The organism is Pantoea septica, from assembly GCF_002095575.1.
GTDB lineage: Bacteria > Pseudomonadota > Gammaproteobacteria > Enterobacterales > Enterobacteriaceae > Pantoea > Pantoea septica.
Genome location: NZ_MLJJ01000012.1, coordinates 1 through 26,009 on the forward strand (window position 1 = coordinate 1; position 26,009 = coordinate 26,009).

Sequence of the window (26,009 nt, forward strand, 5' to 3'; positions counted from 1 at the left end):
CGATGAGGCCCTGATTATTGCAAAGGAAGCAGCACGAGGGTCATACCAACATGACTCAAACTTTGATGTGGGAGCTACCGTAACAGAGGAATTAAAGCCTATGGATGCTTGTGTCTGCCTTGGCTCCTTTAATGCAGGTTAGATATGAACACCATCAGCGACATCTCCCCCGGCGAGTTCCTTACATGGCTCGCCATTTTTATTTGCTTAGCCGTGGCCTGGTACTGGCCGGATAAGGAGTAGATATGGAATCGCCATATATGACGTTTGAAGAGACTGCGGCATTTTTCCGACGCTCAGTAAAAACCATCCGCAACTGGAACAGTCGCGATCGCAAAACAGGTCAGAAGCGTATGTGCGGCTTCCCTGACCCAGCGCATCACGGCCTGTTCCTGAGGCGCGATATTGAAAGCTTTGGCAAGCTACATGGTGACGATTGATCTCACGTTACTCTCGCCGTTCACTATTCTCATCACTATTGCCCACCAGGCTGTGTATGCCTTCCTTTGCTCATCTAAATAGTCGTTGTGGTCATACACCGCCCAGACTCCCGGCAGTGTATGCCCCATCATCACCTCACACACATGCGGTGGCGCTATTGATGACCACCGCGTCCTCGCCGTACGCCTCAGGTCGTGCATCGACCAGTGAGGCATGATCTCCCCTCTGGTTCGCTGGTAATAATGAATGATGGTTTTAGGCAGCCCGAGCGCGGAAGCGCTATTCAGTGCCCTTCCCTTATCTTTAACAAGTGCGCTTTGAAACAGGTATTCAGGATGCTCACTGAGCGCCATTACCTCTTCCAGCATTTCTCTCGCAGCAGGGATTACTGGGCGCCTGATTGGCTTTCCTTTGTTACCGGTCTTATGGTTCTCAGGCGGAACCGTCCAGACCCCCTCGTCAAAATCAAAATGCGCTCTTTTGCTTTGGATCATCTCACCCGATCGGCAACCGAACAGCAGCACAAGCTGCATCAGCAACACGTTTTTCCGGCGCATTGAGGTTTTATCAAAAGCCTCATACAGGACTCTGATTTCATCATCAGTCAGCACGCGCTTAGTGACGTTTACCTTCATGCCAAGGTCGTGCGCCTTCAGGCTTTCTACCGGTACAGTCTCTACGATTTTGCGACGCATTGCCCACGCATGGGCCTGCTTCGTGGAAGTAAGAATGCGTCTGGCAATGCCTGGCACCTTCTTCTGTACGCATTCTATTAATTCTATCCAGGCATGAGTACTGACAGAATCGTGTGGAAGATGGCCTATCTTGGGGAAGACGTGGATCTCAAACGAGCGAATAATCCCCGGCGCGCCTTTAATATTGGCCTGAGCATAAACCCGATCCCACTCGCGGATAACATTTTCAACTGTCATGGCGTTGACGTTCTTCTCGTACCGCGAAGCCAGGTACATTTGAGGGTCTATACCTTCCTCAAGTGCCCGCCTGATTTTTAGCAGCTCATCACGAGCCTCTTTCAGCCCCAGAGCCGGGTAACTGCCTACATCAGCGCGCCGCTGCTTGCCAGCGAACATGTAACGCATCTGGAAGACTATCTTCCCCTTCTTGGACACGCGGATAGAGAGACCATCGCGATCGGTTTTCTCGAATACCTTTTCATGCTCTTTGCCCAGAACTGAGCGGAGGTAGCTATCTGTGAGCGCCATGCCATCACCGTTAGTACATAAAATGCGTGGCTTTGAAGAGTAACCGATTTTATGTACTAACACATGTACAGATTTTGGCGGGTTCAGATGTGACTTTTAAGGATGCAGAATGATGATGGAGGATAGAAATCAGTCGCTGGATGGTTGTGCCGCGCGGGCTTCAGGGATTAGCGGGGATTGCGAGGGATTAATTGTTATCGGCTCCATGATTACAGAGGTAAATTAATTGTTTAATGTCTATTTTCTTTACCTGTCAATGACATAAAAGCATAACTTTGTGGAGGAATATTATGTTGCGCTTTTCCCTGTACCCACTTAAAAGTGATTCATCCTGAAGAAGATCTTCGGGTACCTTGCTGGCGATGTCAATGCTGTTGACCAGGATTATTCTTACCACTCACCAACCAGCCCGCTTTTTAATCGGTGGCCAAATCGTTTAGTTCAAAACGTGAAAAGGCCGCCCGATGGCGACCTTGAATAAGTAGAGTAATTCGGATGAACAAAAAGAAAATCAGGCAGCGATGGGTTGCGGTTTTATTTGAATCATAGCCGATTTACAAAAAATACATTTAGCGCCAAGCGGGTTTTTGACGTTAACGTCATAAACGGAGCGGCGGTATTGCGAGCCCTGACAGTGCGGGCAGCGAAGAGACATCATAACTGAAATAATTTTTAGCGTCCTGTGACGTTGGCAGTCGATGGACCTTTTGGACCATGCTGCATAGTGAATTCTACCTTCTGCCCCTCAACGAGAGTGCGGAAGTCATTGCCTTAGATAGCAGAAAAGTGCACGAACACATCCTTGCCGCCCTCATCAGGCGAAATAAAGCCGAAGCCTTTTTCTGCGTTAAACCCTTTAACCGTGCCGAGCATGTTATCAGGCATAAGTTCTCTTTACTTTAAGCCTGTAAATAATGATAGCTCAATTGCAGAGGCACATCGGTAAGATTGAGATAAAACTCAAAAAAGAGAGGCTTAAGCGCGGCGCTAACGTAAATGAGAGAGACGACAAAAACAGAGGATGTGGTTGTCTGCTTATCAGACCAGGCGTTCATTTACGCACGCATTGGCAGCCATTGCAAGCAAGTAAAAAAGAATTTTGCTGTTACACTCTTTACGGCGCGCTGAGCGCGGCTAAGAATATGAATTAGATATAAGAAGGAGAAAGAGGTGAAAAATAAAATTTATCTTCCGCAGTTCGATATCAGCGCAGAGGTGGAGATCTTTGGTAATAAAGTCACGGTTCGCTATGAAGGAAACGAAAATTTTCCTAAGCGCCTGAAGGTCAAAGAGCAATATTTCGTGGTCATCGACGGCAAAGAAAAGATCATGGTGCTTGAGCGCAAAGCGATCGGTTCCTGGCAGTTCACTCTTCAGTCGTGATGGCGTGATTCCCACCTTTACTTACCGATTCAGCAAGGTGGGAATGCGCCGTGGTGCTATTTCTTTTCGCGGTCCTCGTAGGGATCTTTCGTGTCATCATTATGATCGTCACGGGTACGCGGAATCTCGCCGTGTTCAGCAGGCGCATCGGTCGCCGGATGATCGTCCTCTTCATAGGCGTTGTGAACGTGCGGCGTGCTCTCGGGAGCGCTCTTGCTGACGTCCCCTTCCTGTTTACGTTCTTCGTTGGTTTTATGTTTAAACATTTCCGTCTCCTCGTTCGCTTCCAGTCTGATAAGTGTAGACGTAAATCCTTCAGGCCACGCCGAGCGCGCTTTTGACCTCGTTGGCGATCTTCTCGACCTGCGGACCATAGATAACCTGAATATCGTGCTCGCTGACGCGGTTGATGCCGTTGGCGCCGGTCGTGAGCAGCGTCTGATCCACCACCTCTTTCATATCTTTCACTCTGACGCGCAGACGGGTAAAGCAGCAGTCGACATCCTCAATGTTCGCCTGCCCGCCCAGGCCGCTGATAATCACCTTCGTGCGCTCGTCCGCCGCCACCTGCTGCGGCTTTTCATCTTCTGATTCGCGTCCCGGCGTCTCGACGCCCATGCGGGTGATAATAAAGCGGAATGCATAGTAGTAGAGCGGCGCATAGACCACGCCAAGCGCCAGCGTCCACCACCAGTGCGTTTTGCTGCCGCCAAGCATGCCGAACACCACCAGATCGATCACGCCGCCCTGCACGTTGCCGATCATCAGGTGCAGCATCGACATCAGCATAAAAGAGAGACCGGTCAGCAGCGCGTGCAGCAGATAGAGCACCGGCGACACGAAAATAAAGCAGAACTCCAGCGGCTCGGTGATGCCGGTAGTGAAAGAGGTCAGCGCGCCCGCCATCATCAGCGCCTTGACCCGCTGCTTATGTTCAGGGCGCGCGGTGTGATAGATAGCCAGCGCGGCGGCCGGCAGGCCGAACATCATCACCGGAATTTTGCCCTGAGCGAGAAACTGGGTAGCGTTGCGCAGCGCGTCGTCAGGCACCGAGCCGGGATGGGTCAGCGACGCGTTGAAAATATTGAGTGCTCCCACCAGCGTTTGCCCGTCGACAATGGCGATGCCGCCAATCGGGGTAAAGCGCACGGTTTCATTGAGGATGTGGTGCAGCCCGGTAGGGATCAAAATGCGCTCCGCCGTGCCGAGCAGAAACGCGCCGTACTGTCCGCTTTTACCGATCATCTCCCCTACCCAGGCGATGCCCGCGCCCAGCGTCGGCCAGATCAGCGCCAGCAGCACGCCCACTAGCGGCAGAACAACCACGGTGACGATTGGCACGAAGCGGCGCCCGCCGAAAAAGCTGATGGCGGTCGGCAGCTGCTGGGTATAGAAGCGGTTGTGCAGCAGTACCGTCAGCAGCCCGGCAATCACGCCGCCCAGCACGCTCATGTTGTAGGTGAAGATGCCCAGCATCTGGATATATTCCGCCGAGGTCATCATCGCCGTGGTCTGGTCCATGCCCGCCTGCTGTAGCGCGGCCGGCGTAGTGGTCGCCGCCGTCAGCCCCTTTGCCGCCAGCGTGGCGCTGATGCCGACGTTCATGGTGATGTAGCCGATTACCGCGGCGAAGGCCGCCGTCGGCTTTTCCGCCTTCGCCAGGCCGATGGCGCTCGCCACGGCGAAGAATACCGGCAGGTTGGCGAAGAGCGCGCCCGCCACTTTGCGGATGAAACCGATAATCAGCTGCGGCACCTGCATCTGGGCAAAGGCGTCGCCGGTAATCGCCGGGTTCTGCATCGCGGCGGCGAGGCCAAGAAAGATACCCGCTGCCGCAATCACCGAGATCGGCATCATCAACGCTTTGCCAAACGCATGGATCTGGCTGGTGAGCTGTTTCATGGAGTGCGCCCCTTAAGAGATGAAGAGGCAAGTATTGACCCGATGCGCCAGTAACTCCCGTTATCAGCAGGTTGCCAGAGAGTAAAATTTGAACAGCATCACAATTTTATAGGCGGCACGATAAACGGCGGCTATCGCACCATTAAGTCAATCAATTAGACAACTTATGATTGCAGTCGCACACTTCCCTCACCGTCAGGATATATCCTGATAACAAACTTCCTACAAAAAAACATAAGCCTGCACTCACCATGAAATTCAAACGCAAAATTAAGCCTTACCGCGCCGCTGCGGGCGGCTGGGGATCGCTGGAAGCCACCACCCGTTTCGTTTTAGACAGCAAAGCTGCGCTGAAAAATATGCGCAACCTGATGCGCATGAACAAAGCGCGCGGCTTCGACTGCCCGGGCTGCGCCTGGGGCGACGACAATAAAAGCACCTTCAGTTTCTGTGAAAACGGCGCCAAAGCGGTGACCTGGGAAGCGACGCGTCGCGTGGTCGACACCGATTTCTTCGCCCAGCACAGCGTCACCAAACTTTATGCGCAGAGCGACTACTTCCTGGAGTATCAGGGCCGCCTGACCCACCCGATGCGTTATAACGCCGAAACCGATCACTACGAGCCGGTGAGCTGGGACGACGCCTTTGCGCTGATCGCGCAGCATATCAAGGCGATGGACAACCCGAACCAGATGGAGCTCTACACCTCGGGCCGCGCCAGCAACGAAGCCTCCTGGCTCTATCAGCTGTTCGGCCGCCTGGCGGGCACCAATAACTTCCCGGACTGCTCCAATATGTGCCACGAAGCGAGCGGCGCCGGTCTGAAGCGCAGCATCGGCGTCGGCAAAGGCACCATCCGCCTCGACGATTTCGACCATGCCGACGCGATCTTCGTTTTCGGCCAGAACCCGGGCACCAACCATCCGCGTATGCTGCACAGCCTGCGTCACGCCGCCGATCACGGCGCGAAGATCGTCACCTTCAATACCCTGCGCGAGCGCGGACTTGAGCGTTTCGCCGATCCGCAAAAGCCGCTGGAAGTGGTCACCTCTAAAGCGGGCACCATCAGCTCCGCCTATTACCAGCCGAATCTCGGCGGCGATATGGCGGCGGTACGCGGCATGGTGAAAGCGCTGCTGGAAACCCATCGCGCGCGCGTGGCGGCCGACGCGAAAGGCCTGTTCGACGAAACCTTTATCAACGCCACCACGCACGGCGTGGAAGCCTATTTCGACGCGGTCGACAACACCGACTGGATGCAGATCGTGCAGCAGTCCGGCCTGAGCGAAGCGCAGATCCGCGAAGCTGCGGCCATCTACCAGAGCGCAGATCGCGTTATCGTCACCTGGGCGATGGGCATCACTCAGCACAAACACTCGGTGGACACGGTACGCGAAATCGTGAACCTGCAGCTGCTGTTCGGCCAGCTCGGCAAGAAAGGCGCAGGCCTCTGCCCGGTGCGCGGCCACAGCAACGTGCAGGGCAACCGCACCATGGGCATCGACGAGAAGCCGAGCAAAGCGTTCCTCGACGCGCTCGGCAGCCACTTCGGCTTCGAGCCGCCGCGCGAGCACGGCCACAACACCGTTGAAGCGCTGAACGCCATGCTGCGCGACGAGATCAAAGTGCTGATCGCGCTGGGCGGCAACCTCGCCGCGGCGGCGCCCGACTCCCCGCGCACCGAAGAGGCGCTGCAGCGCTGCGGCCTGACGGTGCATATCAGCACCAAGCTCAACCGCAGCCATCTGGTGCCGGGCGCGGAGAGCCTGATCCTGCCGACGCTGGGCCGCACCGAGCGCGACACCCAGGCGACCGGCAACCAGTTCATCACCGTAGAAGACTCCTTCAGCATGGTGCACGCCTCCGAAGGCATCGGCATTCCGCTGGCGGAGACGCAGCGCTCTGAAACCGCTATCGTGGCGGGCATCGCCCACGCGGTGCTGGGCGACGAGAAGGTGCAGTGGCTGAAGCTGGCCGCCGACTACAACCTGATCCGCGACCATATCGCCGCCACCATTCCGGGCTTCGCCGACTTCAACGAGAAGTGCGACCAGCCGGGCGGCTTCTACCTTGGCAACGCGGCGGCGGATCTGCGCTTCAACACCCCGACGCAGAAAGCGGAATTCAGCAGCGCGGCGCTGCCCGCCTCGCTCTTCCCGCTGGACGTGGCCGAAGTGCCTTTCACGCTGCAGACCCTGCGTTCGCATGACCAGTACAACACCACGATCTACGGCCTCGACGACCGTTACCGCGGCGTTTACGGCCAGCGCGAAGTGGTGTTTATCAACCCGGAAGATATGCAGGCCCTCGGCTTTACGGAAGGTCAGCTGGTGGATATCGAAACCCTGTGGAACGACAATATCTCGCGTCGCGTCAGCGGTTTTAAACTGGTGCCCTACAATATTCCGCGCGGCAACCTCGCGGCCTATTATCCGGAAACCAACCCGCTGGTTCCGCTTAACAGCTTCGGCGACATCAGCGGCACGCCGACGTCCAAATCGGTTCCGGTGAAGCTGGAACTGTCGGTTTCTCTGCCGACTCAGCGCATCGCGTAAGCGCAGAGTTTCCTTAGTAAAAAGCCGGTTAATCCGGCTTTTTTACCCTCTTTTGCCTTGCCGCGCGCCCCTGATTCGCGTAAAACTAGCAGCCGCTCTTAGGCCACGAAACTAAACTGACTATGTTCCAGGATAATCCGCTGCTCGCGCAGCTTAAAGAGAAGCTCCACGCGCAGACTCCCCGCGCAGAAGGTGTCGTTAAAGGCACCGAAAAAGGTTTCGGCTTCCTTGAAGTCGACGCGCAGAAAAGCTATTTCATTCCGCCGCCGCAGATGAAGAAAGTCATGCACGGCGACCGGGTATCCGCCATCATCCACAGCGACAAAGATCGTGAAAGCGCCGAGCCTGAAACGCTGATCGAACCCTTTCTCAGCCGCTTTGTCGGCCGCGTGCAGAAGAAAGACGACCGTCTTTCCATCGTTCCGGACCATCCGCTGTTAAAAGACGCGATCCCCTGCCGTGCGGTGCGTGGCCTGAGCCATGATTTCCAGGCGGGCGACTGGGCCGTTGCCGAAATGCGCCGCCATCCGCTGAAAGGCGACCGCGGTTTCTACGCCGAACTGACCGAATTTATCGTTAAAGCCGACGATCATCTGGCGCCGTGGTGGGTTACCCTGTCGCGCCATAACCTGGAGCGCGAAGCGCCGCAGGTCGGCTTTGGCGAGATGGTGGACGAACAGCTGACGCGCGAGGATCTTACCGCGCTCGACTTCGTCACCATCGACAGCGCCAGCACCGAAGATATGGATGATGCGCTCTACGTCGAAGAGAACGCCGACGGCACGCTGCGTCTGACTATCGCTATCGCCGATCCCACCGCCTACGTGCCGGAAGGCAGCGAGCTGGACAAGCTGGCGGCGCAGCGCGCCTTCACCAACTATCTGCCGGGCTTCAATATCCCGATGCTGCCGCGCGAACTCTCCGACGACGTCTGTTCGCTGCGTCCCAACGTGCGCCGCCCGGCGCTGGCCTGCCGCGTCACCGTGGCGCAGGATGGCTCGCTGGGCGACGACGTGCACTTCTTCGCCGCCTGGATCGAATCGAAAGCCAAGCTGGTCTATGACCAGGTGTCCGACTGGCTGGAGAACAGCGGCGAATGGCAGCCGCAGAGCGAGGCGATCGCCCAGCAGATCCGTCTGCTGCACCGCATCTGCCTGGCGCGCAGCGAATGGCGTCAGAACCATGCGCTGGTGTTTAAAGATCGTCCGGATTACCGCTTTGTTCTCGGCGAGAAAGGCGAAGTGCTGGATATCGTCGCCGAGCCGCGCCGCATCGCCAACCGCATGGTGGAAGAGGCGATGATCCTCGCCAACGTCTGCGCCGGTAAGGTGCTGCGCGAGAAGCTGGGCTTCGGCGTCTATAACGTGCACACCGGCTTCGACGCCACCAACGCCGAGCAGGCCGCCGCCGTGCTGGCCAGCCACGGCGTCAACGTCGACGCCGCCGCCATCACCACGCTGGAAGGTTTCCGCCAGCTGCGCCGTCAGCTCGACGCGCAGCCGACGCAGTACCTCGACAGCCGCATCCGTCGCTTCCAGTCTTTCGCCGAGATCAGCACCGAGCCGGGTCCCCATTTCGGCCTGGGCCTGGAGGCGTACGCCACCTGGACCTCGCCGATCCGTAAATCGGGCGACATGATCAACCATCGTCTGCTGAAAGCGATTATCCGCGGTGAGCAAGGTGCGCGTCCGGATGAGGCGCTGACGACGACCATGGGCGAGCGTCGTCGCCTGAACCGTATGGCGGAGCGCGACGTTGGCGACTGGCTCTACGCGCGCTGGCTGGCGCCGCACGCCGGCACCGACCGCAAGTTCAGCGCCGAGATTATCGACGTCTCGCGCGGCGGCATGCGCGTGCGCCTGCTGGAGAACGGCGCGGTCGCCTTTATTCCGGCGCCCTTAATCCACGCGGTGCGCGACGAACTGGTGTGTAGCCAGGAGAACGGCACCGTGCAGATCAAAGGCGAAGTCGCCTTCCGCGTGACCGACGTGATCGACGTGACCATCGCCGAAGTGCGCATGGAAACGCGCAGCGTGGTGGCCCGCCCGGCCGTCTGAGCATGAAAAGATGCGGGATAATCGCTGTTATCCCGCATTTTCACTTCTCTCTTTACACAAATGTTAAATTTGTTCCCCGCTTCACACTTCTCGACACATTAACTTTCACTTACATTCCATTACATTACCTTTGACTCGTTGTCTTTGAACGTCCCTTTCGGTTCATACAAGGAGTGAGGTCATGAAGAACGTCAAAACCAGCGCCATCTGGTTAGCGGTGGCGTTAGTCGGCGCAGGCGCATTCGCCATGCTGGCGTTAAACCGCGGCGAGCACGTTAACGCCGTCTGGCTGGTGGTGGCTGCCGTCGCCTGCTACAGCATCGCCTATCGCTTTTACAGCCTGTTTATCGCCCGCAATATTTTCGAGCTGGACGATCGCCGCCGTACGCCCGCCGAGCGCTTCAACGACGGCCTCGACTATGTACCGACCAATAAATGGGTGCTGTTCGGCCATCACTTCGCCGCTATCGCCGGCGCCGGGCCGCTGGTCGGGCCGATTCTGGCGGCGCAGATGGGCTTTCTGCCCGGCACCATCTGGATCCTCGTCGGCGTAATGCTGGCGGGCGCGGTGCAGGATTTCCTCGTGCTGTTTATCTCTACCCGCCGCGACGGCCGCTCGCTGGGCGAAATGGCGCGCCAGGAGCTGGGCGCCTTTGCCGGCGTGATTACCATGCTCGGCGCGCTCGGCGTGATGATCATCATCCTCTCCGCGCTGGCGCTGGTGGTGGTGAAAGCGCTGGCCAACTCGCCCTGGGGACTCTTTACCATCGCCGCGACCATTCCGATTGCGCTGCTGATGGGCGTCTATATGCGCTTTATCCGTCCCGGCAAGATCGCGGAGGTGTCGCTGATCGGCTTTGTGCTGATGATGGCGGCAATTATCTACGGCGGCAACGTGGCGCAGGATCCTTACTGGGGCCCCTTCTTTACCCTGAAAGGCACCTCGCTGACCTGGGTGCTGGTGATCTACGGCTTCGTCGCCTCGGTGCTGCCGGTCTGGCTGCTGCTGGCCCCGCGCGACTATCTCTCCACCTTCCTGAAAATCGGCGTGATCGTCGGGCTGGCGGTCGGCATCCTGTTCGCTATGCCGGAGATGAAGATGCCGGCGGTGACGCGCTTTATCGACGGCAGCGGCCCGGTCTTCTCTGGCCAGCTTTTCCCGTTCCTGTTCATCACCATCGCCTGCGGCGCCATTTCCGGATTCCATGCGCTGGTCTCCAGCGGCACCACGCCGAAGCTGGTGGAGCGTGAGAGCCATATCCGCTTTATCGGCTACGGCGCGATGCTGATGGAGTCTTTCGTCGCCATCATGGCGCTGATCTGCGCGTCGGTTATCGATCCCGGCGTCTACTTCGCTATGAACTCCCCTGCGGCGCTGATCGGCACGACGGTAGAGAGCGCCTCGCAGGTGATTAACGGCTGGGGCTTCGTGGTGACGCCGGAGATGCTCTCGGGCATCGCGCGCGACGTCGGCGAGGCTTCGGTGCTGTCGCGGGCGGGCGGCGCGCCGACCTTCGCAGTGGGCATGGCGCATATCATCACCGACGTCTTCAACAGCCGCGCGATGATGGCCTTCTGGTATCACTTCGCTATCCTGTTCGAAGCGCTGTTTATTCTGACCGCCGTGGACGCCGGCACGCGCGCCTGTCGCTTTATGGTGCAGGACCTGGTCGGCACCGTGGTGCCGTCACTGGCGAATAACCGCTCCTGGGCGGGCAATATGGCGGGCACGGCGGTCGCGGTCGCCGGCTGGGGCTTTTTCGTCTATCAGGGCGTCGTCGATCCGCTGGGCGGCATCAATACCCTGTGGCCGCTGTTCGGCATCGGCAACCAGATGCTCGCCTCGATGGCGCTGATCCTCGGCACCGTGGTGCTGTTTAAGATGAAGAAGCAGCGCTACGCCTGGGTGACGATTCTGCCGACCGTCTGGCTGTTTATCACCTCGATGACGGCGGGCTGGCAGAAGATTTTCCATGAGAAGCCCTCTATCGGTTTTCTGGCGCAGGCGAACAAGTTCCGCAAAGGCATCGACGAAGGCGTGATTATCGCCCCGGCGAAGAGCGTGGCGGATATGCAAACCATCGTGTTCAGCAACCAGATTAACGCCGTGCTGTGCGGCTTCTTTATGCTGGTGGCGGTCACCATGCTGATCGCCGCCTTCTTCGTGATCCGCCGCGCCCTGCGCAGCAACGTGCCGACCACGCACGAAGCGGAGCCGTCGCTGCGTAAGGAGGTTCATCATGTCTGATGCGATTCGCCGCGCCGTCCGTCCGGCGCGCCTCGACACCATTACCCGCTGCCGCCCGCTCGACGCCCCCAGGCGCTTTAGCTGGCGAACGCTGTGGCGCGGCGTGCAGCAAAGTTTTCGTCTGATGGTGGGCGTGCAGGATTATCAAAATTATCTTCAGCATATGCAGCGTCAACACCCGGACCTGACCCCGATGAGCGAGCGCGATTTTCATCGTTACTGTCTTGATGCCCGGTTCCCCAGTCAGGCAGGCAAGCTGGGAAAATGTCCTTGTTAAGCAGGCAAATCGGCCCCGCGACGCGGGGCTTTTTTGTGCCATTCTTTATCAGACCGGAAAATATATTTGGCTGGCATCTTGTGCTGAAGTGAGATGCCGAATACTGTTGATAAAATAATGAGATAACGCCAGTAGAGCACTCCCCCGGAGGACCTTTCCATGACCGATGAACAAGGGCAAACGTTGCTGTATACCTTGTTTGGCACGACCAGCCCTCATTGGCGCCTGACCACCGACAGCGACGCCCTGCATTTTGCAGAGGATGAAAACGCGCACACCAACATCGCCGTTGCGCTGACGCCCGCGCAGGCCAGCCTGTTGCGCGCCATGCCGGTGATCACCTCCAGCGTGAACCTGACGCTGCCGCTGCACGGCACGCCGGTGCCGATGCATTTCGTCGGCCGCAAGGTAAACCAGTCGAGCTGGGCCGGCACCGCCTCCGCGTGGGGCGATACCTCCGCCGTCGCGCGCGACCTGACGCTGGGGCTTTCGTTTGCCGAACAGGTGGTCTCAGAAGCCAACTCGGTGATCGTGATTGTCGATCAGCGCGGCAATATTCAGCGCTTCAACCGCCTCAGCGAGGAGTACACCGGCCTCAACGAGCACGAGGTGATCGGCCGCAACGTTTTCCAGCTGTTTATGACCAAACAGGAAGCGGCCGCCTCGCGCCGCAACATCGCCGGTTTCTTTCGCGACGGCAATTCCTATGAGGTGGAACGCTGGGTGAAGACCCGTAAGGGCCAGCGACTCTTTCTGTTTCGTAATAAGTTCGTTCACAGCGGTAGCGGGAAAAATGAAATTTTCCTCATCTGTTCCGGAACGGACATAACCGAGGAGCGACGGGCTCAGGAGCGCCTGCGGGTGATGGCGAACACCGATACCGTGACCGGTTTGCCTAATCGCAACGCGATCCACCAGCAAATTAGCCTGGCGCTGGAGCTGGCGAAAGAGGATGAGACCGGCGTGGTCTACCTCGATCTCGATAATTTCAAGAAGGTGAACGACGCCTACGGCCATATGTTCGGCGATCAGCTGCTGCAGGCGGTGTCGCTGGCGATCCTTAGCTGTCTGGGGAAAGACCAGACGCTGGCGCGCCTCGGCGGCGACGAGTTCGTGGTGCTGGCGGAGCATACCAGCCAGGCGGCGCTGGAGGCGATGGCGTCGCGCATTCTCGAGCGCCTGCGCCAGCCCTTTCGCATCGGCCTGATTGAGGTCTACAGCGGCTGCTCTATCGGCATCGCGCTGGCGCCGCTGCACGGCGAAGATCGCGAGAGCCTGATTCGCAACGCCGATACCGCGATGTATCACGCCAAAGAGAACGGGCGCGGCAAGTTCTGCGTCTTCGCCGCTGAAATGAATCAGCGCGTATTTGAGTATCTCTGGCTCGACACCAACCTGCGCAAGGCGCTCGATCAGGATCACCTGACGGTGTTCTATCAGCCGAAGCTCGACAGCGACGGCGTGGTGCGCAGCGCGGAAGCGCTGGTGCGCTGGAATTCGCCGGAGCGCGGCATGGTTTCGCCCGCCGACTTTATTCCCTATGCCGAAGAGTCGGGGCTGATTGTGCCGCTCGGGCGCTGGGTTATGCTGACCGTGCTGCGGCAGATTCTGGCCTGGCGCGAAGAAGGCATTCATCTACGCGTGGCGGTCAACGTCTCGGCGCGGCAGCTGATCGACCAGAGCATCTACAGCGATCTTAAGCTGGCGCTGATGGACAGCGGGCTGACCGAGTGTCCGATCGATATCGAGCTGACCGAAAGCTGCCTGATTGAAAACGAAGCGCAGGCGCTGACCCTGATGAAGCAGTTCCAGGAGCTGGGCGCGCAGGTGCATCTCGACGATTTCGGCACGGGCTACTCTTCGCTGTCGCAGCTGGCACGCGTGCCGATCAACGCTATCAAGCTCGATCAAAGTTTTATTCGCAATATTAACGAGCAGCCGGTCTCTCAGTCGCTGGTGCGCGCTATTGTCGCCGTCGCTAAGGCGCTGACGCTGGAAGTCATCGCCGAGGGCATTGAGACGAAAGCGGAAGAAGAATTTGTTCTCCTCAACGGCGTGGACGGGCGTCAGGGCTATTTCTACGCAAAACCAATGCCCGCAGAACAGTTCGGGCATTGGCTGGCTAAGCATCCTGCCCGCGTTTAAAACTCCGCGTTATTAGCCCGCTTTACGCAAGGATGCGCTATGGCGGTTTTGTAACTGCACCAGACGTTCCATATAGGCGATGTCTTTCGGTTCCAGCGTAAAGGCATAATCGACCCAGTCCTCAGTGATATCCATCAGCTCGGCGCGCGAGAGTTGCAGAACGCGCTGGCGCGCCTTCAACATAGCGCGCACGCCGTTCAGCTTCGGCCGCAGCGTATCGATAAAGGTGCGCGTGCAGCGGTAGCTTTCGCCGGGCTGGAACACCTTATCCACCAGGCCGCGCGTCTCATACCATTCGGCGCTGTGCGACTCCCCTTCGCATATCAGCTCTTCCGCCAGCTTCATTCCGGCCCGACGCGCCACTAAAGAGTAGCCGCCCATACCGGGGAACAGGTTGAAAGCGATCTCCGGGAAGCCGAGCCGCGCATTGTTTTGCGCCAGGATAAAGTGGTGCGCCAGCGCAGCCTCGAAGCCGCCGCCTAACGCGCTGCCTTCAATCATCGCAATGGTGACCGCGCCGGTGTCGAAGCCGCGCGCCGCCGAGTGAATGCAGTCGACGCAGGCCCGCGCATAGGCGCGCAGCGCCTCGCGCCGGTTGTTGCGAATGCACTCGACGAAGAAGCGCAGATCGCCGCCCGCGTTGAACATCTGCGGCACCAGCGAGCCGGTGACCCAGAAATCGATCGGCAGACCGGAACGCTGGGCCGCATAGCTCAGGTTCATGATCTCCTCGATTAATTCATGGTTGAAGCTGGGGCGCGGCTGCGCCCGCAGCATCATCCACATGGTGCGGCGGCCCTCTTCGTAGTACGCGGCAAGCTGGGTGGTCTGTCCCACTTCGGTGAACAGTCGGCAGGTTGGTTGGTTAATTACTGTCATCGTCTCATCCTCTGTTTATTTGATGCGTTAAACGCCACATCAGCGTAATGCAGAGAGAGGCCAGACCAAATGAGAGTTTGATTTATAAAGTAAAATCCAGAGATATCCCCGACTTAGCGGTCGGGGATGCTTAAGCGGGGTTACTTAATTGCCGCGCGCTGGCCAACCGCAACGCGAGAACGCTTAACGCGTTTTGAATAGACAGCAGTTATCACTGGTACCAGCACGGAGGTAACAATCACCGATGTCGCCACCAGCGCGGTGGCGGCTGGCGCAACCGGTTTAAACTGCGGCAGCATTTCCGCTATCAGCACCGGCGTTGCCACCGCTGCGCCCGCCGTGCTCGATGCGGCGATGCCCGCGGTGCCGTCGCCGCCGCCAATCAGCCGGTCGGCGATAATCAGCGGAATGCCGGTAATGACGATAACCGCCACGCCCAGCAGAATGCCCAGCAGGCCAGTTTGCGCGATCACCCTGAGGTCGATGGTGTTGCCCAGCGCGAAGGCGAAGAAGGGAATTAGCGTGTGCACCGCTTTGCCGAAAAACTCCCGCAGTTCCGGATCCAGATTGCCGAGGCCAAAGCCGATCAGGAACGGCAAGACCGCGCCGACGAAGACGTGCGGTTCAAAAGAGGCGATGCCGGCCGTGCCGAGGATGACCATGGTCATCAGCGGGCCTGACTCCAGCGACATCAGCACAAAAGCGCCCGCCTCTTCTTTGCTGCCGTACTGCTGCATGATCGAGGCGTAGAGGCCGCCGTTGGTCATATCCATCGCCGCCACCAGCGCCAGCGTCGACAGCCCGGCGAACATGCCGACCTCGACGCCGTTCTCCGGCACGAGGCGGGACGCGATCGCCGCCACGAGCCAGGCCACCGCGATTTTAGTGATTACCAGCGTGCCCGACTTACGCAGGACCGCGCCGGTGGCGCTCAGCTTGATAGAGGCGCCCATACAGAAGAACCAGACGGCGAGGATCGGCACCGTCCCGGTCATCAGGCCATTGCTGAAGGAGCCCAGGTATTTGCCGGCCCCGGGCGTCAGCGTGTGGCAAAGCGCGCCGAGAAAGAGCGGAATGAGCATCATGCCGCCAGGAATTTTATCGATAGCACGTTTGATATGCATAACAGATCACCTTTGCTGTCCAGAGGGAGGTGCGTTTTTATGCCCGAGGGCGTGACAGCAAAGTACGGGTGGCAGCGAGGGAAAACAGTGATCGCATCGTAAAAATGAAACGCTGTTTTATTTTTACCTGCCGGTATGTTTCGTTATTTTGATCGGCGTCGCCATACCAGAGAAACCGCTAAGTGGATTAGCGGTTGTTCTCTATACACGCAGGCGGCATCAACCGAAGGCAAAGTAGTGTCGTTTCCCTTAGTGCGAAACGCCTTACCCTTCGGTGATGACGCCTGCGTGTTGATGCGTGCGTCATCCTTAACCTCGCTGGCGCAGCGAATTACTCTTTTTGGCCATACCAGGCGTTTTTGCCGTGCTTGCGCAAATAGTGCAGGTCGAGCAGCGTCTGATTGATGGGCGGCAGATCGGCGCGCAGCTGCGGGCTGAACAGCCCCATATAAGCCACCTCTTCCAGTACCACTGCGCTGTGCACCGCCGCATGGGCGTCGCGTCCCCAGGCGAACGGCCCGTGAGAGTTCACCAGCACCGCCGGGATGGCGCTGGGCGAGAGATCGCGCTGGGCGAAGGTCTCGATAATCACGCCGCCGGTATTCCACTCGTAGTCGTGCTGAATTTCGTCATCGCGCATGGCGCGGGTACAGGGGATTTCGCCATAAAAATCGTCTGCGTGCGTGGTGCCCCAGGCCGGGATCGCGCGGCCAGCCTGCGCCCATATGGTGGCGTGGCGCGAATGGGTATGCACGATGCCGCCCACCTCCGGCCAGGCCAGATAGAGCGCGCGATGGGTGGCGGTATCGGATGAAGGACGCTTGTTTCCCTCGACAACCTCGCCGCTGGCGAGATCGACCACCACCATATCGTCGCGCTGCATGCTGGCGTAGCTGACGCCCGAAGGCTTGATCACCAGTAAACCCTGTTCGCGATCCACCGCGCTAACGTTGCCCCAGGTAAAGGTCACAAGGTTGTAGCGCGGCAAATCCAGGTTCGCTTCCAGAACCTGCTGTTTGAGTTGTTCCAGCATTGTTTTCTCCTGCTCAGATTGATCTCTGAATTGTGCAGGCGCTGGCTAAAAAGCTTATGGAGAGAGTGGCTGGAAAAGAGGCGGAAAACGGCTGATAAATAAAAATTGTGGCGCGAATTAGGAATCTTCCATCTTCGGAAAATTTGCATAAGGCTTAGAATTCACTCATGCAATGGGCGGATCTGTTTGCCGACTGCATTTATCTGCCCGAGACAACATTGTCCATAGTGAAAGGCATATCGGCATCTTCAGGGAAGAAGCGATGGCGTAATACGGGTAGATATAAGAACAGAGGAAAAAAACACCTATACTGAGTGTGTTGCCTCTGTGAGCACAATCAAGGAGAAGTTTATGACAACAACCATGAAACGTATTACCGCAGCTGTTTTGGCTACCACTTTAGTTGTCGCGCTGAGCGGCTGTTCAAACTGGTCAAAACGCGATCGTAACACCGCTATCGGTGCCGGCGCCGGCGCAATTGGTGGCTCAGTGTTAACGCACGGCAGCGCGCTCGGCACGCTGGGCGGCGCGGCGGTGGGCGGCGTTATCGGTCATCAGGTCCATTAATGACCGCAAAGCCGTTTTAATAATAAAAGGCTACACAGCGTATCAACATAACCATCGGGCTACAGACGTAGCCCGATTTTTATTCAACCTCCCGCCAGCTTTACCTTCAGCCCTTTGGCTTCCAGCAGCTGTTTAAGCAGATCGCGTTTGTCGCCCTGGATCTCGATAACGCCCTCTTTCACCGACCCGCCGCAGCCGCATTTTTTCTTCAGCTCCGCGCCCAGTTTATTCAGGGCGTCGTCGTCGAGATCGAGTCCGGTAATCAGGCAAACGCCTTTGCCTTTGCGGCCGCTGGTCTGACGCTGAATGCGCACGATACCATCGCCTTTCGGGCGTTCGACTTTCTCTTGCGGCTGCTCGATACGGCCCACGTCGGTCGAGTAGACCAGCGGATTGTCGCGGCTCATGAGGACTCCTTAAGCGAGGTTAAAATAGCTGACAGCGCGGCGGCGGGATCGGCCGACTGGGTAATCGGACGCCCGATCACCATATAGTCTACCCCCGCCTGCTGCGCCTGCTGCGGCGTCATGATGCGGCGCTGATCGCCGGCGTCGCTGCCTGCCGGGCGGATGCCCGGCGTCACCAGCGCAAAATCGGCGCCGATAGCGGTTTTGAAACGCGCAGCCTCATGGGCCGAGCAGACCACGCCGTCGAGGCCGCACTCGCGGGTTAGCTTCGCCAGGCGCTCCGCCTGTTCGGCGGGCGACAGCGTAATGCCGAGGCCGCGCAGATCCTCGGCGTCCATGCTGGTTAACACCGTGACGGCGATCAGCAGCGGCGCATCCTTTCCGAACGGCAGCAGCGCTTCACGCGCGGCGTTCATCATGCGCGCGCCGCCGCTGGCGTGCACGTTCACCATCCAGACGCCCAGATCGGCCGCCGCGGCAACCGCATGGGCGGTAGTGTTAGGGATATCGTGAAATTTAAGGTCGAGGAAGACCTCGAAGCCGCGCTGCTGCAGCGCCTTCACCAGCGCCGGCCCAAACAGCGTAAACATCTCCTTGCCGACTTTTAAGCGACAGCTCTGCGGATCAATCTGGTCGACGAAACGCAATGCGCTGTTGAGTTCGTGATAGTCGAGCGCCACCACAATGGGCGACGCGGTCACGGTTGACGATAAAGGCATGGCATTTCCTCGTAGTTGACGGCGACAGGCAAAGGGGACAAACGGCAAGCATTCTACCCGCGCCTTCCGCCAGGGACAACGTTTGCGGCGCCCTCGCCGCCTGCATGGCGACAAGTTGCACATTGCCGAGCAGACGCTCACATCGTTTTTCTAGTATGTTGTAACTAAGAGAGATTAAGGCATAAAACGGCGCGACGGTCGGCTATTGACCGTCGAGTCCGCGAATCGGTTTAACCGAAGACCAGGTGCGGCAGGAAGGACAGTGCCAGTAGAGCGCATGGGCGGTGAAGCCGCACTTCTGGCAGCGGTAGCGCGGCTTGGTGCGGATCTGCTCGCCGACCATGTCGCGCAGCACCATCAGGCTCTCTTTGGCGCGCCCGTCTTCCGCTTCGTGCAGGTGGAAGTCCATCAGGCGATGGAAAACGCGCATGGTGGGATGGCGCTGCAGCTGTCGATTGATATAGAGCTGCGCCGCTTCCGGCCCTTCATGACGCTCAAGGATATCAGACATATAGAGCTCGGCTGCCGCGCCGGTGTTCTCATCTACGCAGCGCTGCAGAAAGGCCGCCCAGGCGTCGGGCTGGTTCAGGCGCTGGTAGCAGGTTTCCAGCATCGGCAGCGTTTCGCTCACCAGCTCTTTATCCTGATCCAGCACGCGCTGCAGATGGTCGATCGCTTTAGCATACTCGCCTTTTTCGATCAGGATGCGCCCCATCATGATCGACACGCGCGCGCTCTGGCGATCGGCCGCCTCGCCCTTTTTCAGCAGGCTCATGGCGCGGTCGAGATCGTCGCTGCTCATCGCCTGTAATGCCAGCTCGCAGTAGAAGTGGGCGATCTCACCTTTCTGCTTATCCTTGCCCAGCTTCACCAGCCGCTCGGCGACCTCTATCGCCTGATGCCAGTCGCTGGTCGCCTGATGGATCAGCAGCAGCTGCTGCAGCGCGCTGATGCGGAAGTCGGTCTCATCCGTCAGCTGCTTGAACATATCTTCGGCGCGATCGTAAAGCCCGGCGGCCATATAGTCGCGGCCCAGCTGCTGGATAGCCAGCAGGCGCTGATCGTAGTTGAGCGAAGCGCTCTCCATCAGCGACTGGTGAATGCGTATCGCGCGATCCACCTCGCCTCGCGAGCGAAACAGATTGCCCAGCGTCAGGTGAGCCTCCACCGTACCGCTATCCTCTTTCAGCATATCGAGAAAGAGATCGACCGCTTTGTCCTGCTGGTTGGAGAGCAGAAAGTTAACGCCTGCAACGTAATCCCGCGACAGGCGACTCGCTTCCTGTTGCTTGTCCTGTTGCGCGCTGCGTCGCCCCATATACCAGCCGTAAGCCGCGGCGACGGGCAATAACAGAAACAGCAATTCATGCATGGAGGACTATTCCCGACCCGCGGCGACGGTCGATGAGGCGGCAGGCGGCGCGCTTTTATCCAGCTGCGTCTGCATACGTTTGATTTTGCGCTGCGCATGCCCCAGCGAGACGCGGACGCGCAGCCAGAAGAGACCGCAGATGGCCCAGCCCAGCATAAATCCCGCGCCGAACAGCGCAGCCAGCAGCGTAGAGATACGGAATTCGCCCTGCGCCAGCAGATAATTGAAGGTGATGACCTGGTCGTTATGCGCGCCTAATGTGACGGAAATGATAAAAATGACCAATACCACTAAGAAAATCAGCAAATATTTCACAGTGCATCCTGTTGTGAGGTTATCCGGTAGAAGTATGCCAAAAAAGCGGCAACAATGCTGCTCCCTGCAGCGCCAGGCGCATCGCTTTTACGCGAACGCAATCAATAATATGGGGATAAAGTCCGGAATTACAATCCGTTTTCCCGCTGCGCCACTTCCTTTCGCTCTTCCGGCGGCAAGGTGAGCGGACCGCAAAAGCGCTGCGCCAGCCAGGTGGCCAGGGAGACCAGCAGCCAGGAAAGCGCTACCGCCACCGCCAGATCGCCCGGCCAGTGCATGCCCAGCAGCAAACGGCTGGCCATTACCGCGCCCGCCCAGACGCCGACTACCGCAATAGTGACATAGCGGCGGCGCGGCCAGAGCAGGCTCAACACCAGCAGCGCCCAACTGGCGGCGAACAGCGTATGGCCGGAAGGAAAAGCGAAGCCGGTTTCAAACGCCCAGTGTCGCTTCAGCCAGCCTGGCAGCATCTGGTCGCTGGCGAGCAGCTGATCGACGCGCTGACCGCGCTCTTTGCGCGTCATGCTGTAAAACTCGCGATCGTCGAGGCCGTGGTTATGTTCCAGCCAGACGACATACGGGCGCGGCTCCTGAACCTGATCCTTGATATAGGATTTGGTGTATTGCCCGGTGAGAATGGTGACGTTCATGATCACCAGCAGCAGCAGCGCGGGCCTGAGGCGAAAGCGCAGGCACCAGAGCACCCAAAGGCTGAGCAACAGACTGGTCAGGGTGCCCCAGGGGCGCGTAACGGTTTCAGTCATCCAGTAAAGGACGCGCAGCAGCGCGTCGCTTTCGCCCGGCTGCCAGCGCCAGCCTGTCGCCCAGACCACGAGCGGAATGATCATCAGCAGCAACATGCCTGCCGTAGTGCGACGCAAAATCTGCAGCATCCTTTCTCCTCTGGTACGGCCTCATTTTGCCGCTTGCAAATAACTTTATCTTAAAAAATAATAACATAACTTATTGCGCATTGGATAATCGTGCTTTATCACTACAATCGCTCTGACAAATTACCAGCCCAACTTCACGTTGTGGCACAATATTGCCAATTTTTTCAGGCCATACTGGCCTGTGCGCTGTTTTAGAATAGCGCATCCTCTGAAGGTTCTGGAGAGTCACATGCAGCTTAAACGGGTGGCAGAAGCCAAACTGCCCACGCCCTGGGGCGATTTCCTCATGGTAGGTTTTGAAGAACTGGCAACCGGTCACGATCACGTCGCGCTCATTTTCGGCGACATCAGCGATAACACGCCCGTGCTGGCGCGCGTTCATTCGGAATGCCTGACCGGCGACGCGCTGTTCAGTTTACGCTGCGACTGTGGTTTTCAACTGGAAGCGGCGCTGAACGCCATCGCCGAAGAGGGTCGCGGCGCCCTGCTCTACCATCGTCAGGAAGGCCGCAATATCGGCTTGCTGAACAAGATCCGCGCCTATGCGCTGCAGGATAAAGGCTATGACACCGTCGAAGCCAATCACCAGCTCGGTTTTGCGGCGGACGAACGCGACTTCACGCTGTGCGCCGATATGTTTAAGCTGCTGGGCGTGAACGAAGTCCGTTTGCTGACCAATAATCCACGTAAGGTGGAGATCCTCAGCGAAGCGGGCATCAACATCGTTGAGCGCGTGCCGCTGGTCGTCGGCCGCAACCCGAAGAACGCGCACTATCTGGATACCAAAGCCGCGAAGATGGGGCATCTGCTGCCGAAATCGGAATAGCTGCTGAGCCAGCTTCAGTGCTGAGACGCGGGCGGCAGGGTTTGAGGAGCGAAGCGACCTGCGCCATGAAAGGCGCAGGTCGAGCCGGCAGAAATGCCGTTTTGGCTCTCTTCGCGATCGGCCCCTGCCGTCCGCGTTAGCCGTTTATGATCCTATGCCGGGTTTCCCCGGCGTTGCGTTTAGTTAAGCATATTGCGAATAACGTAGTGCAGGATGCCGTCGTTGCGATAATAGGTCAGTTCGTTGCCGGTATCGATGCGGCAGCGCGTTTCCAGCGTCTCCTGCGTGCCGTCCGGGCGCGTCATCGTGACCTGCACCGTACAGCCCGGCTGCAGCTGCGACAGGTTGTCGATATCAAACACCTCTTCTCCGGTCAGCTGCAGCGTTTTACGCGTCACGCCCGGCGCGAACTCCAGCGGCAGAATGCCCATGCCGATTAGGTTGGAACGGTGGATACGCTCGAACGACTCGGCGATCACCACGCGCACGCCCTGTAAACGCGGGCCCTTCGCCGCCCAGTCGCGGCTCGAACCGGAGCCGTACTCTTTACCGGCGATCACCGCCAGCGGCGTGCCCTCCTGCTGATATTTCATCGCCGCGTCATAAATTGCCAGCTGCTCGCCGCTGGGAATATGGCGCGTATAGCCGCCCTCAACCCCGGGCACCATCTCGTTGCGAATACGAATATTGGCGAAGGTGCCGCGCATCATCACTTCATGGTTACCGCGGCGTGAGCCGTAGGAGTTGAAGTCGGCCCGGTCGACGCCGTGCGACTGGAGATAGCCTCCCGCCGGACTGTCCGCTTTGATGCTGCCGGCGGGCGAAATATGGTCGGTGGTCACGGAATCGCCAAGCATCGCCAGCACGCGCGCCCCTTTGATATCTTTAACCGGTTTCGGCTCGCGCTCCATATCGTCAAAGAACGGCGACAGGCGAATATAGGTAGAGCCCTCGTCCCACGCATAGGTGGCCGCTTCGCTCACTTTGATCTCCTGCCACTCTTTGGTGCCGTAGAACACCTCGGCGTACTCTTTATGGAACATGTCGCTGGTCACCTGCTGCACCGCAGTGGCGATCTCTTCCGGCGACGGCCAGATATCCTTCAGGAAAACGTCCCTGCCCTGCGCATCCTGCCCCAGCGGCTCGGTCTGCAGATTGATCTTCATATTGCCCGCCAGCGCATAGGCGACCACCAGCGGCGGCGACGCCAGCCAGTTGGTTTTCACCAGCGGATGAATGCGGCCTTCGAAGTTGCGGTTGCCGGAAAGCACGGCGCCGACGGTCAAATCGCCCTCTTTAATCGCGGCCTCAATCTCGTCGGGCAGCGGCCCGGAGTTACCGATACAGGTGGTGCAGCCGTAGCCCACCAGGTTGAAGCCCAGCTTGTCGAGATAAGGCGTCAGCTGCGCGACCGCCAGATAGTCGGAAACCACTTTCGAACCCGGCGCCAGCGAGGCTTTTACCCAGGGCTGACGCTTCAGGCCGCGCTCAACCGCTTTTTTCGCCAGCAGCCCCGCCGCCATCAGGACGCTCGGGTTGGAGGTGTTGGTGCAGGAGGTAATGGCGCTGATCACCACGGCGCCGTCCTCGATCTCATGGCTGAGGCCGGTGCGGCTATCGGTATAAGTGACCGATTTATGCGCCGGCTGAGTATGATTCACCTCCAGCTCGTTGCTGGCGTTGAACGCGGCAGGCACATCGCCGAGGGAAACGCGATCCTGCGGGCGTTTGGGGCCGGCGATGCTCGATTCAACGCTGTCCATATCAAGCGCCAGCGAACTGGTGAAGATCGGCTCGTCGCCCGGATTGCGCCATAGCCCCTGGGTTTTGGCATAGGCTTCCACCAGCGCGACCTGCTCGGCATCGCGCCCGGTGAGCGTCAGATAGCCCAGCGTGACGTCGTCGATCGGGAAGAATCCGCAGGTTGCGCCATACTCCGGCGCCATATTGGCGATAGTCGCGCGGTCAGCCAGCGGCAGATCCGCCAGCCCGTCGCCGTAAAACTCCACAAACTTGCCGACCACGCCATGCTTGCGCAGCATCTGCGTCACGGTCAGCACTAAATCGGTGGCGGTAATACCGGGACGCAGCTTGCCGGTCAGCTTAAAACCGACCACGTCCGGGATTAGCATGGATACCGGCTGTCCGAGCATCGCCGCCTCGGCTTCGATGCCGCCGACGCCCCAGCCCAGCACGCCGAGCGCATTGATCATGGTGGTATGCGAGTCGGTGCCGACCAGCGTATCTGGCCAGGCGAATTGTTTGCCGTCGATCTGTTCATGCCAGACCGATTTGCCGAGATACTCCAGGTTTACCTGATGGCAGATGCCGGTGCCCGGCGGCACGACGCGGAATTTATTAAAGGCTTTCTGGCCCCAGCGTAAAAAGACATAGCGCTCATGGTTGCGCGCCATCTCCAGCTCGACGTTCTCTTCAAACGCGCTGTCGTTGCCGAAGTGATCCACGGTGACGGAGTGGTCGATAACCAGATCGACCGGCGAGAGCGGATTGACCTTCGCTACGTCGCCGCCGAGGCGCTTCACCGCTTCGCGCATCGCTGCCAGATCCACGACTGCCGGCACGCCGGTAAAATCCTGCATCAGCACGCGCGCAGGACGGTAGGCAATCTCTCGATCGGCATGGGCATTTTCCTGCCAGCCAACCAGCGCCTGAATATCCTCTTCCGTCACGGAATCGCCATCCTGCCAGCGCAGAAGATTCTCCAGCAGCACTTTTAATGATTTGGGAAGGCGGTCGATGTTGCCGAGGTGTTGGGCGGCGCGGGGTAGACTGAAAATATGATACTGCTGCTTGTCGACCTGCAGCGTGTCCTGACTCTGCTGGCGTAGGGTGTCCGACATAGCTCCTCCTTTTCTTATCGTGATCGCGTTAACCTCAGAGAGAACAAGGTTTATGTTAAAGATAGACTACATTTTCTTTAACGTTTTGATTACAACACGAAATGCTACACCATTGCGCAGACAAACGAAAACGCCCCGCAGACTCTGCGGGGCGCTGGCGAAAAGAATAAGAAGAAATACCGCTTTCAGGTTATACAGCAATCCATACGGCCGCTGCCCAGAATGCAAACGAGAATGCATATGCGCTCAGCCAGGAGATCTTAGTGCTATTGATAGTCATATTCATACGTCACTCCTCCCGAATTCGGGCGTAAAAAATCCTGCAGTCATCAGACAGATGACACCTTTTTTATGCTGAGTGTAAAAGAGTGGGCTTTTAATCTGCCCGCCGGATAACCGGAAAGAAGTATTACGCTGGCGAAGCCAGTTACGCTGACAGCTTATTTAGCTTTCGTGTCCATGAAAGACTCGATGAAGTGACGCTGATTTTCACTCAGTTCCCAGCTATCCGGGATAGTCACTTTGCGTTCCGTCACGCTGCTCTCTTTGCCTTTACAGGCAGGCGCCTGAAGCTGAGGCGCGGATAACGACTGTTTACGGCTGAGTGTGTTTGCCCACATGGTTTAGCCCCATATACGCCAGATCATCAATGCTACAACTACCCAGAACAGCGCAGAAGCAGCTATTACGGTTAACCAGGCTTTGCGACGGGTGTTACCAGAGCGCTCAACCTTGGTGCTTTTTGCCCGGAAGTCCGGTTGTACAGTCAGTCTCGTAGCCAT

Annotated in this window: 23 protein-coding genes and 1 pseudogene; 9 read left to right on the forward strand and 15 right to left on the reverse strand. The window is 58.3% G+C overall.

Going from position 1 to position 26,009, the window contains the following annotated elements; genetic code table 11:
• The first annotated feature begins 245 nt into the window (after window positions 1–245).
• Window positions 246–440 (forward strand): MerR family transcriptional regulator, encoded by a 195-nt coding sequence (locus HA46_RS08390; RefSeq protein WP_084883636.1) that lies wholly within the window; start codon window positions 246–248, stop codon window positions 438–440.
• Here HA46_RS08390 and HA46_RS08395 read toward each other — a convergent pair.
• The 3 genes and pseudogenes from HA46_RS08395 to HA46_RS08400 form a co-directional block, all read right to left on the reverse strand.
• A complete protein-coding gene (locus tag HA46_RS08395; RefSeq protein WP_084883638.1) occupies window positions 423–1,664 on the reverse strand; it encodes a tyrosine-type recombinase/integrase in 1,242 nt (413 codons plus the stop codon). The genes HA46_RS08390 and HA46_RS08395 overlap by 18 nt on opposite strands.
• Before the next feature lie 511 nt (window positions 1,665–2,175).
• Complete coding sequence (gene ymcF, locus HA46_RS21300) at window positions 2,176–2,322, reverse strand: cold shock small protein YmcF (RefSeq protein ID WP_244269263.1); 147 nt, start codon at window positions 2,320–2,322, stop codon at window positions 2,176–2,178.
• Between the two features lie 14 nt (window positions 2,323–2,336).
• A pseudogene (locus HA46_RS08400) lies at window positions 2,337–2,549 on the reverse strand (cold shock domain-containing protein).
• Between the two features lie 285 nt (window positions 2,550–2,834).
• Between HA46_RS08400 and HA46_RS08405 the strand changes: the two are divergent.
• A complete protein-coding gene (locus HA46_RS08405) occupies window positions 2,835–3,047 on the forward strand; it encodes a hypothetical protein (protein WP_084883641.1) in 213 nt (70 codons plus the stop codon).
• A 56-nt stretch (window positions 3,048–3,103) separates the two neighbouring features.
• On the opposite strand, the gene HA46_RS08410 is transcribed toward HA46_RS08405, so the two are convergent.
• Both HA46_RS08410 and HA46_RS08415 read right to left on the reverse strand, forming a co-directional pair.
• Complete coding sequence (locus tag HA46_RS08410; RefSeq protein ID WP_033746856.1) at window positions 3,104–3,313, reverse strand: hypothetical protein; 210 nt, start codon at window positions 3,311–3,313, stop codon at window positions 3,104–3,106.
• Window positions 3,314–3,362: 49 nt separating this feature from the next.
• The gene (locus tag HA46_RS08415; RefSeq protein ID WP_084883643.1) at window positions 3,363–4,949 is read right to left on the reverse strand and encodes a PTS transporter subunit EIIC; all 1,587 of its coding nucleotides are present in this window, start codon (window positions 4,947–4,949) and stop codon (window positions 3,363–3,365) included.
• A 251-nt stretch (window positions 4,950–5,200) separates the two neighbouring features.
• Here HA46_RS08415 and HA46_RS08420 point away from each other — a divergent pair, with 251 nt between their 5' ends.
• The 5 genes from HA46_RS08420 (at window position 5,201) to pdeR (ending at window position 14,231) form a co-directional block, all read left to right on the forward strand.
• A complete protein-coding gene (locus HA46_RS08420; RefSeq protein WP_084883646.1) occupies window positions 5,201–7,504 on the forward strand; it encodes an FdhF/YdeP family oxidoreductase in 2,304 nt (767 codons plus the stop codon).
• Between the two features lie 122 nt (window positions 7,505–7,626).
• Entirely contained in the window at window positions 7,627–9,561 is a 1,935-nt protein-coding gene (locus tag HA46_RS08425; protein WP_084883649.1) for an exoribonuclease II, read from the forward strand.
• Between the two features lie 181 nt (window positions 9,562–9,742).
• Window positions 9,743–11,809 (forward strand): carbon starvation CstA family protein, encoded by a 2,067-nt coding sequence (locus tag HA46_RS08430; protein ID WP_084883651.1) that lies wholly within the window; start codon window positions 9,743–9,745, stop codon window positions 11,807–11,809.
• Window positions 11,802–12,086, forward strand: coding sequence for a YbdD/YjiX family protein (locus tag HA46_RS08435; RefSeq protein ID WP_033790312.1), 285 nt, complete (start codon window positions 11,802–11,804; stop codon window positions 12,084–12,086). The genes HA46_RS08430 and HA46_RS08435 overlap by 8 nt, the downstream gene beginning before the upstream one ends.
• 159 nt (window positions 12,087–12,245) lie before the next feature.
• A complete protein-coding gene (gene pdeR / locus HA46_RS08440) occupies window positions 12,246–14,231 on the forward strand; it encodes a cyclic di-GMP phosphodiesterase (RefSeq protein WP_033790314.1) in 1,986 nt (661 codons plus the stop codon).
• Window positions 14,232–14,243: 12 nt separating this feature from the next.
• On the opposite strand, the gene HA46_RS08445 is transcribed toward pdeR, so the two are convergent.
• The 3 genes from HA46_RS08445 to araD all read right to left on the reverse strand — a co-directional run bounded on the left by HA46_RS08445 (window position 14,244) and on the right by araD (window position 17,267).
• Window positions 14,244–15,110, reverse strand: a complete 867-nt coding sequence (locus tag HA46_RS08445; RefSeq protein WP_033746837.1) for a crotonase/enoyl-CoA hydratase family protein — start codon at window positions 15,108–15,110, stop codon at window positions 14,244–14,246.
• A 140-nt stretch (window positions 15,111–15,250) separates the two neighbouring features.
• Window positions 15,251–16,234, reverse strand: coding sequence for a 2-keto-3-deoxygluconate transporter (kdgT, locus tag HA46_RS08450; protein ID WP_084883654.1), 984 nt, complete (start codon window positions 16,232–16,234; stop codon window positions 15,251–15,253).
• 331 nt (window positions 16,235–16,565) lie between these two features.
• Window positions 16,566–17,267, reverse strand: coding sequence for an L-ribulose-5-phosphate 4-epimerase (gene araD / locus HA46_RS08455; RefSeq protein WP_084883656.1), 702 nt, complete (start codon window positions 17,265–17,267; stop codon window positions 16,566–16,568).
• A 351-nt stretch (window positions 17,268–17,618) separates the two neighbouring features.
• Here araD and osmB point away from each other — a divergent pair, with 351 nt between their 5' ends.
• Window positions 17,619–17,834, forward strand: coding sequence for an osmotically-inducible lipoprotein OsmB (gene osmB, locus HA46_RS08460; protein ID WP_033746828.1), 216 nt, complete (start codon window positions 17,619–17,621; stop codon window positions 17,832–17,834).
• Between the two features lie 83 nt (window positions 17,835–17,917).
• Here osmB and yciH read toward each other — a convergent pair whose 3' ends face one another.
• The 5 genes from yciH to pgpB all read right to left on the reverse strand — a co-directional run bounded on the left by yciH (window position 17,918) and on the right by pgpB (window position 21,540).
• Window positions 17,918–18,241, reverse strand: a complete 324-nt coding sequence (gene yciH, locus HA46_RS08465; protein WP_033790321.1) for a stress response translation initiation inhibitor YciH — start codon at window positions 18,239–18,241, stop codon at window positions 17,918–17,920.
• The gene (gene pyrF, locus HA46_RS08470; RefSeq protein ID WP_208857407.1) at window positions 18,238–18,960 is read right to left on the reverse strand and encodes an orotidine-5'-phosphate decarboxylase; all 723 of its coding nucleotides are present in this window, start codon (window positions 18,958–18,960) and stop codon (window positions 18,238–18,240) included. The genes yciH and pyrF overlap by 4 nt, the downstream gene beginning before the upstream one ends.
• Window positions 18,961–19,162: 202 nt before the next feature.
• Complete coding sequence (gene lapB / locus HA46_RS08475) at window positions 19,163–20,332, reverse strand: lipopolysaccharide assembly protein LapB (protein ID WP_033790325.1); 1,170 nt, start codon at window positions 20,330–20,332, stop codon at window positions 19,163–19,165.
• A gap of 6 nt (window positions 20,333–20,338) precedes the next feature.
• A complete protein-coding gene (locus HA46_RS08480) occupies window positions 20,339–20,647 on the reverse strand; it encodes a LapA family protein (protein WP_084883659.1) in 309 nt (102 codons plus the stop codon).
• Between the two features lie 128 nt (window positions 20,648–20,775).
• The gene (gene pgpB / locus HA46_RS08485; protein ID WP_033790328.1) at window positions 20,776–21,540 is read right to left on the reverse strand and encodes a phosphatidylglycerophosphatase B; all 765 of its coding nucleotides are present in this window, start codon (window positions 21,538–21,540) and stop codon (window positions 20,776–20,778) included.
• Between the two features lie 229 nt (window positions 21,541–21,769).
• Between pgpB and ribA the strand changes: the two genes are divergently transcribed.
• Complete coding sequence (gene ribA / locus HA46_RS08490; protein WP_033790330.1) at window positions 21,770–22,366, forward strand: GTP cyclohydrolase II; 597 nt, start codon at window positions 21,770–21,772, stop codon at window positions 22,364–22,366.
• Between the two features lie 179 nt (window positions 22,367–22,545).
• Here ribA and acnA read toward each other — a convergent pair whose 3' ends face one another.
• Window positions 22,546–25,227, reverse strand: coding sequence for an aconitate hydratase AcnA (gene acnA / locus HA46_RS08495; RefSeq protein ID WP_084883662.1), 2,682 nt, complete (start codon window positions 25,225–25,227; stop codon window positions 22,546–22,548).
• A gap of 623 nt (window positions 25,228–25,850) precedes the next feature.
• Window positions 25,851–26,009 carry a YmiA family putative membrane protein gene (locus tag HA46_RS08505; protein ID WP_071997406.1) on the reverse strand — a complete coding sequence of 53 codons (159 nt, stop codon included), beginning with the start codon at window positions 26,007–26,009 and terminating at the stop codon, window positions 25,851–25,853.

Excerpts from the sequence above, each read along its gene's own strand:
- pgpB (WP_033790328.1), bottom strand. The coding sequence starts at position 21,540 with ATGCTGCAGATTTTGCGTCGCACTACGGCAGGCATGTTGCTGCTGATG.
- HA46_RS08445 (WP_033746837.1), bottom strand. The coding sequence starts at position 15,110 with ATGACAGTAATTAACCAACCAACCTGCCGACTGTTCACCGAAGTGGGA.
- HA46_RS08505 (WP_071997406.1), bottom strand. The coding sequence starts at position 26,009 with ATGGCTACGAGACTGACTGTACAACCGGACTTCCGGGCAAAAAGCACC.
- kdgT (WP_084883654.1), bottom strand. The coding sequence starts at position 16,234 with ATGCATATCAAACGTGCTATCGATAAAATTCCTGGCGGCATGATGCTC.
- ymcF (WP_244269263.1), bottom strand. The coding sequence starts at position 2,322 with ATGATGTCTCTTCGCTGCCCGCACTGTCAGGGCTCGCAATACCGCCGC.
- araD (WP_084883656.1), bottom strand. The coding sequence starts at position 17,267 with ATGCTGGAACAACTCAAACAGCAGGTTCTGGAAGCGAACCTGGATTTG.
- lapB (WP_033790325.1), bottom strand. The coding sequence starts at position 20,332 with ATGCATGAATTGCTGTTTCTGTTATTGCCCGTCGCCGCGGCTTACGGC.
- HA46_RS08420 (WP_084883646.1), top strand. The coding sequence starts at position 5,201 with ATGAAATTCAAACGCAAAATTAAGCCTTACCGCGCCGCTGCGGGCGGC.
- HA46_RS08415 (WP_084883643.1), bottom strand. The coding sequence starts at position 4,949 with ATGAAACAGCTCACCAGCCAGATCCATGCGTTTGGCAAAGCGTTGATG.
- acnA (WP_084883662.1), bottom strand. The coding sequence starts at position 25,227 with ATGTCGGACACCCTACGCCAGCAGAGTCAGGACACGCTGCAGGTCGAC.
- HA46_RS08435 (WP_033790312.1), top strand. The coding sequence starts at position 11,802 with ATGTCTGATGCGATTCGCCGCGCCGTCCGTCCGGCGCGCCTCGACACC.
- ribA (WP_033790330.1), top strand. The coding sequence starts at position 21,770 with ATGCAGCTTAAACGGGTGGCAGAAGCCAAACTGCCCACGCCCTGGGGC.
- HA46_RS08410 (WP_033746856.1), bottom strand. The coding sequence starts at position 3,313 with ATGTTTAAACATAAAACCAACGAAGAACGTAAACAGGAAGGGGACGTC.
- yciH (WP_033790321.1), bottom strand. The coding sequence starts at position 18,241 with ATGAGCCGCGACAATCCGCTGGTCTACTCGACCGACGTGGGCCGTATC.
- HA46_RS08430 (WP_084883651.1), top strand. The coding sequence starts at position 9,743 with ATGAAGAACGTCAAAACCAGCGCCATCTGGTTAGCGGTGGCGTTAGTC.
- HA46_RS08425 (WP_084883649.1), top strand. The coding sequence starts at position 7,627 with ATGTTCCAGGATAATCCGCTGCTCGCGCAGCTTAAAGAGAAGCTCCAC.
- pdeR (WP_033790314.1), top strand. The coding sequence starts at position 12,246 with ATGACCGATGAACAAGGGCAAACGTTGCTGTATACCTTGTTTGGCACG.
- HA46_RS08390 (WP_084883636.1), top strand. The coding sequence starts at position 246 with ATGGAATCGCCATATATGACGTTTGAAGAGACTGCGGCATTTTTCCGA.
- HA46_RS08395 (WP_084883638.1), bottom strand. The coding sequence starts at position 1,664 with ATGGCGCTCACAGATAGCTACCTCCGCTCAGTTCTGGGCAAAGAGCAT.
- osmB (WP_033746828.1), top strand. The coding sequence starts at position 17,619 with ATGACAACAACCATGAAACGTATTACCGCAGCTGTTTTGGCTACCACT.
- pyrF (WP_208857407.1), bottom strand. The coding sequence starts at position 18,960 with ATGCCTTTATCGTCAACCGTGACCGCGTCGCCCATTGTGGTGGCGCTC.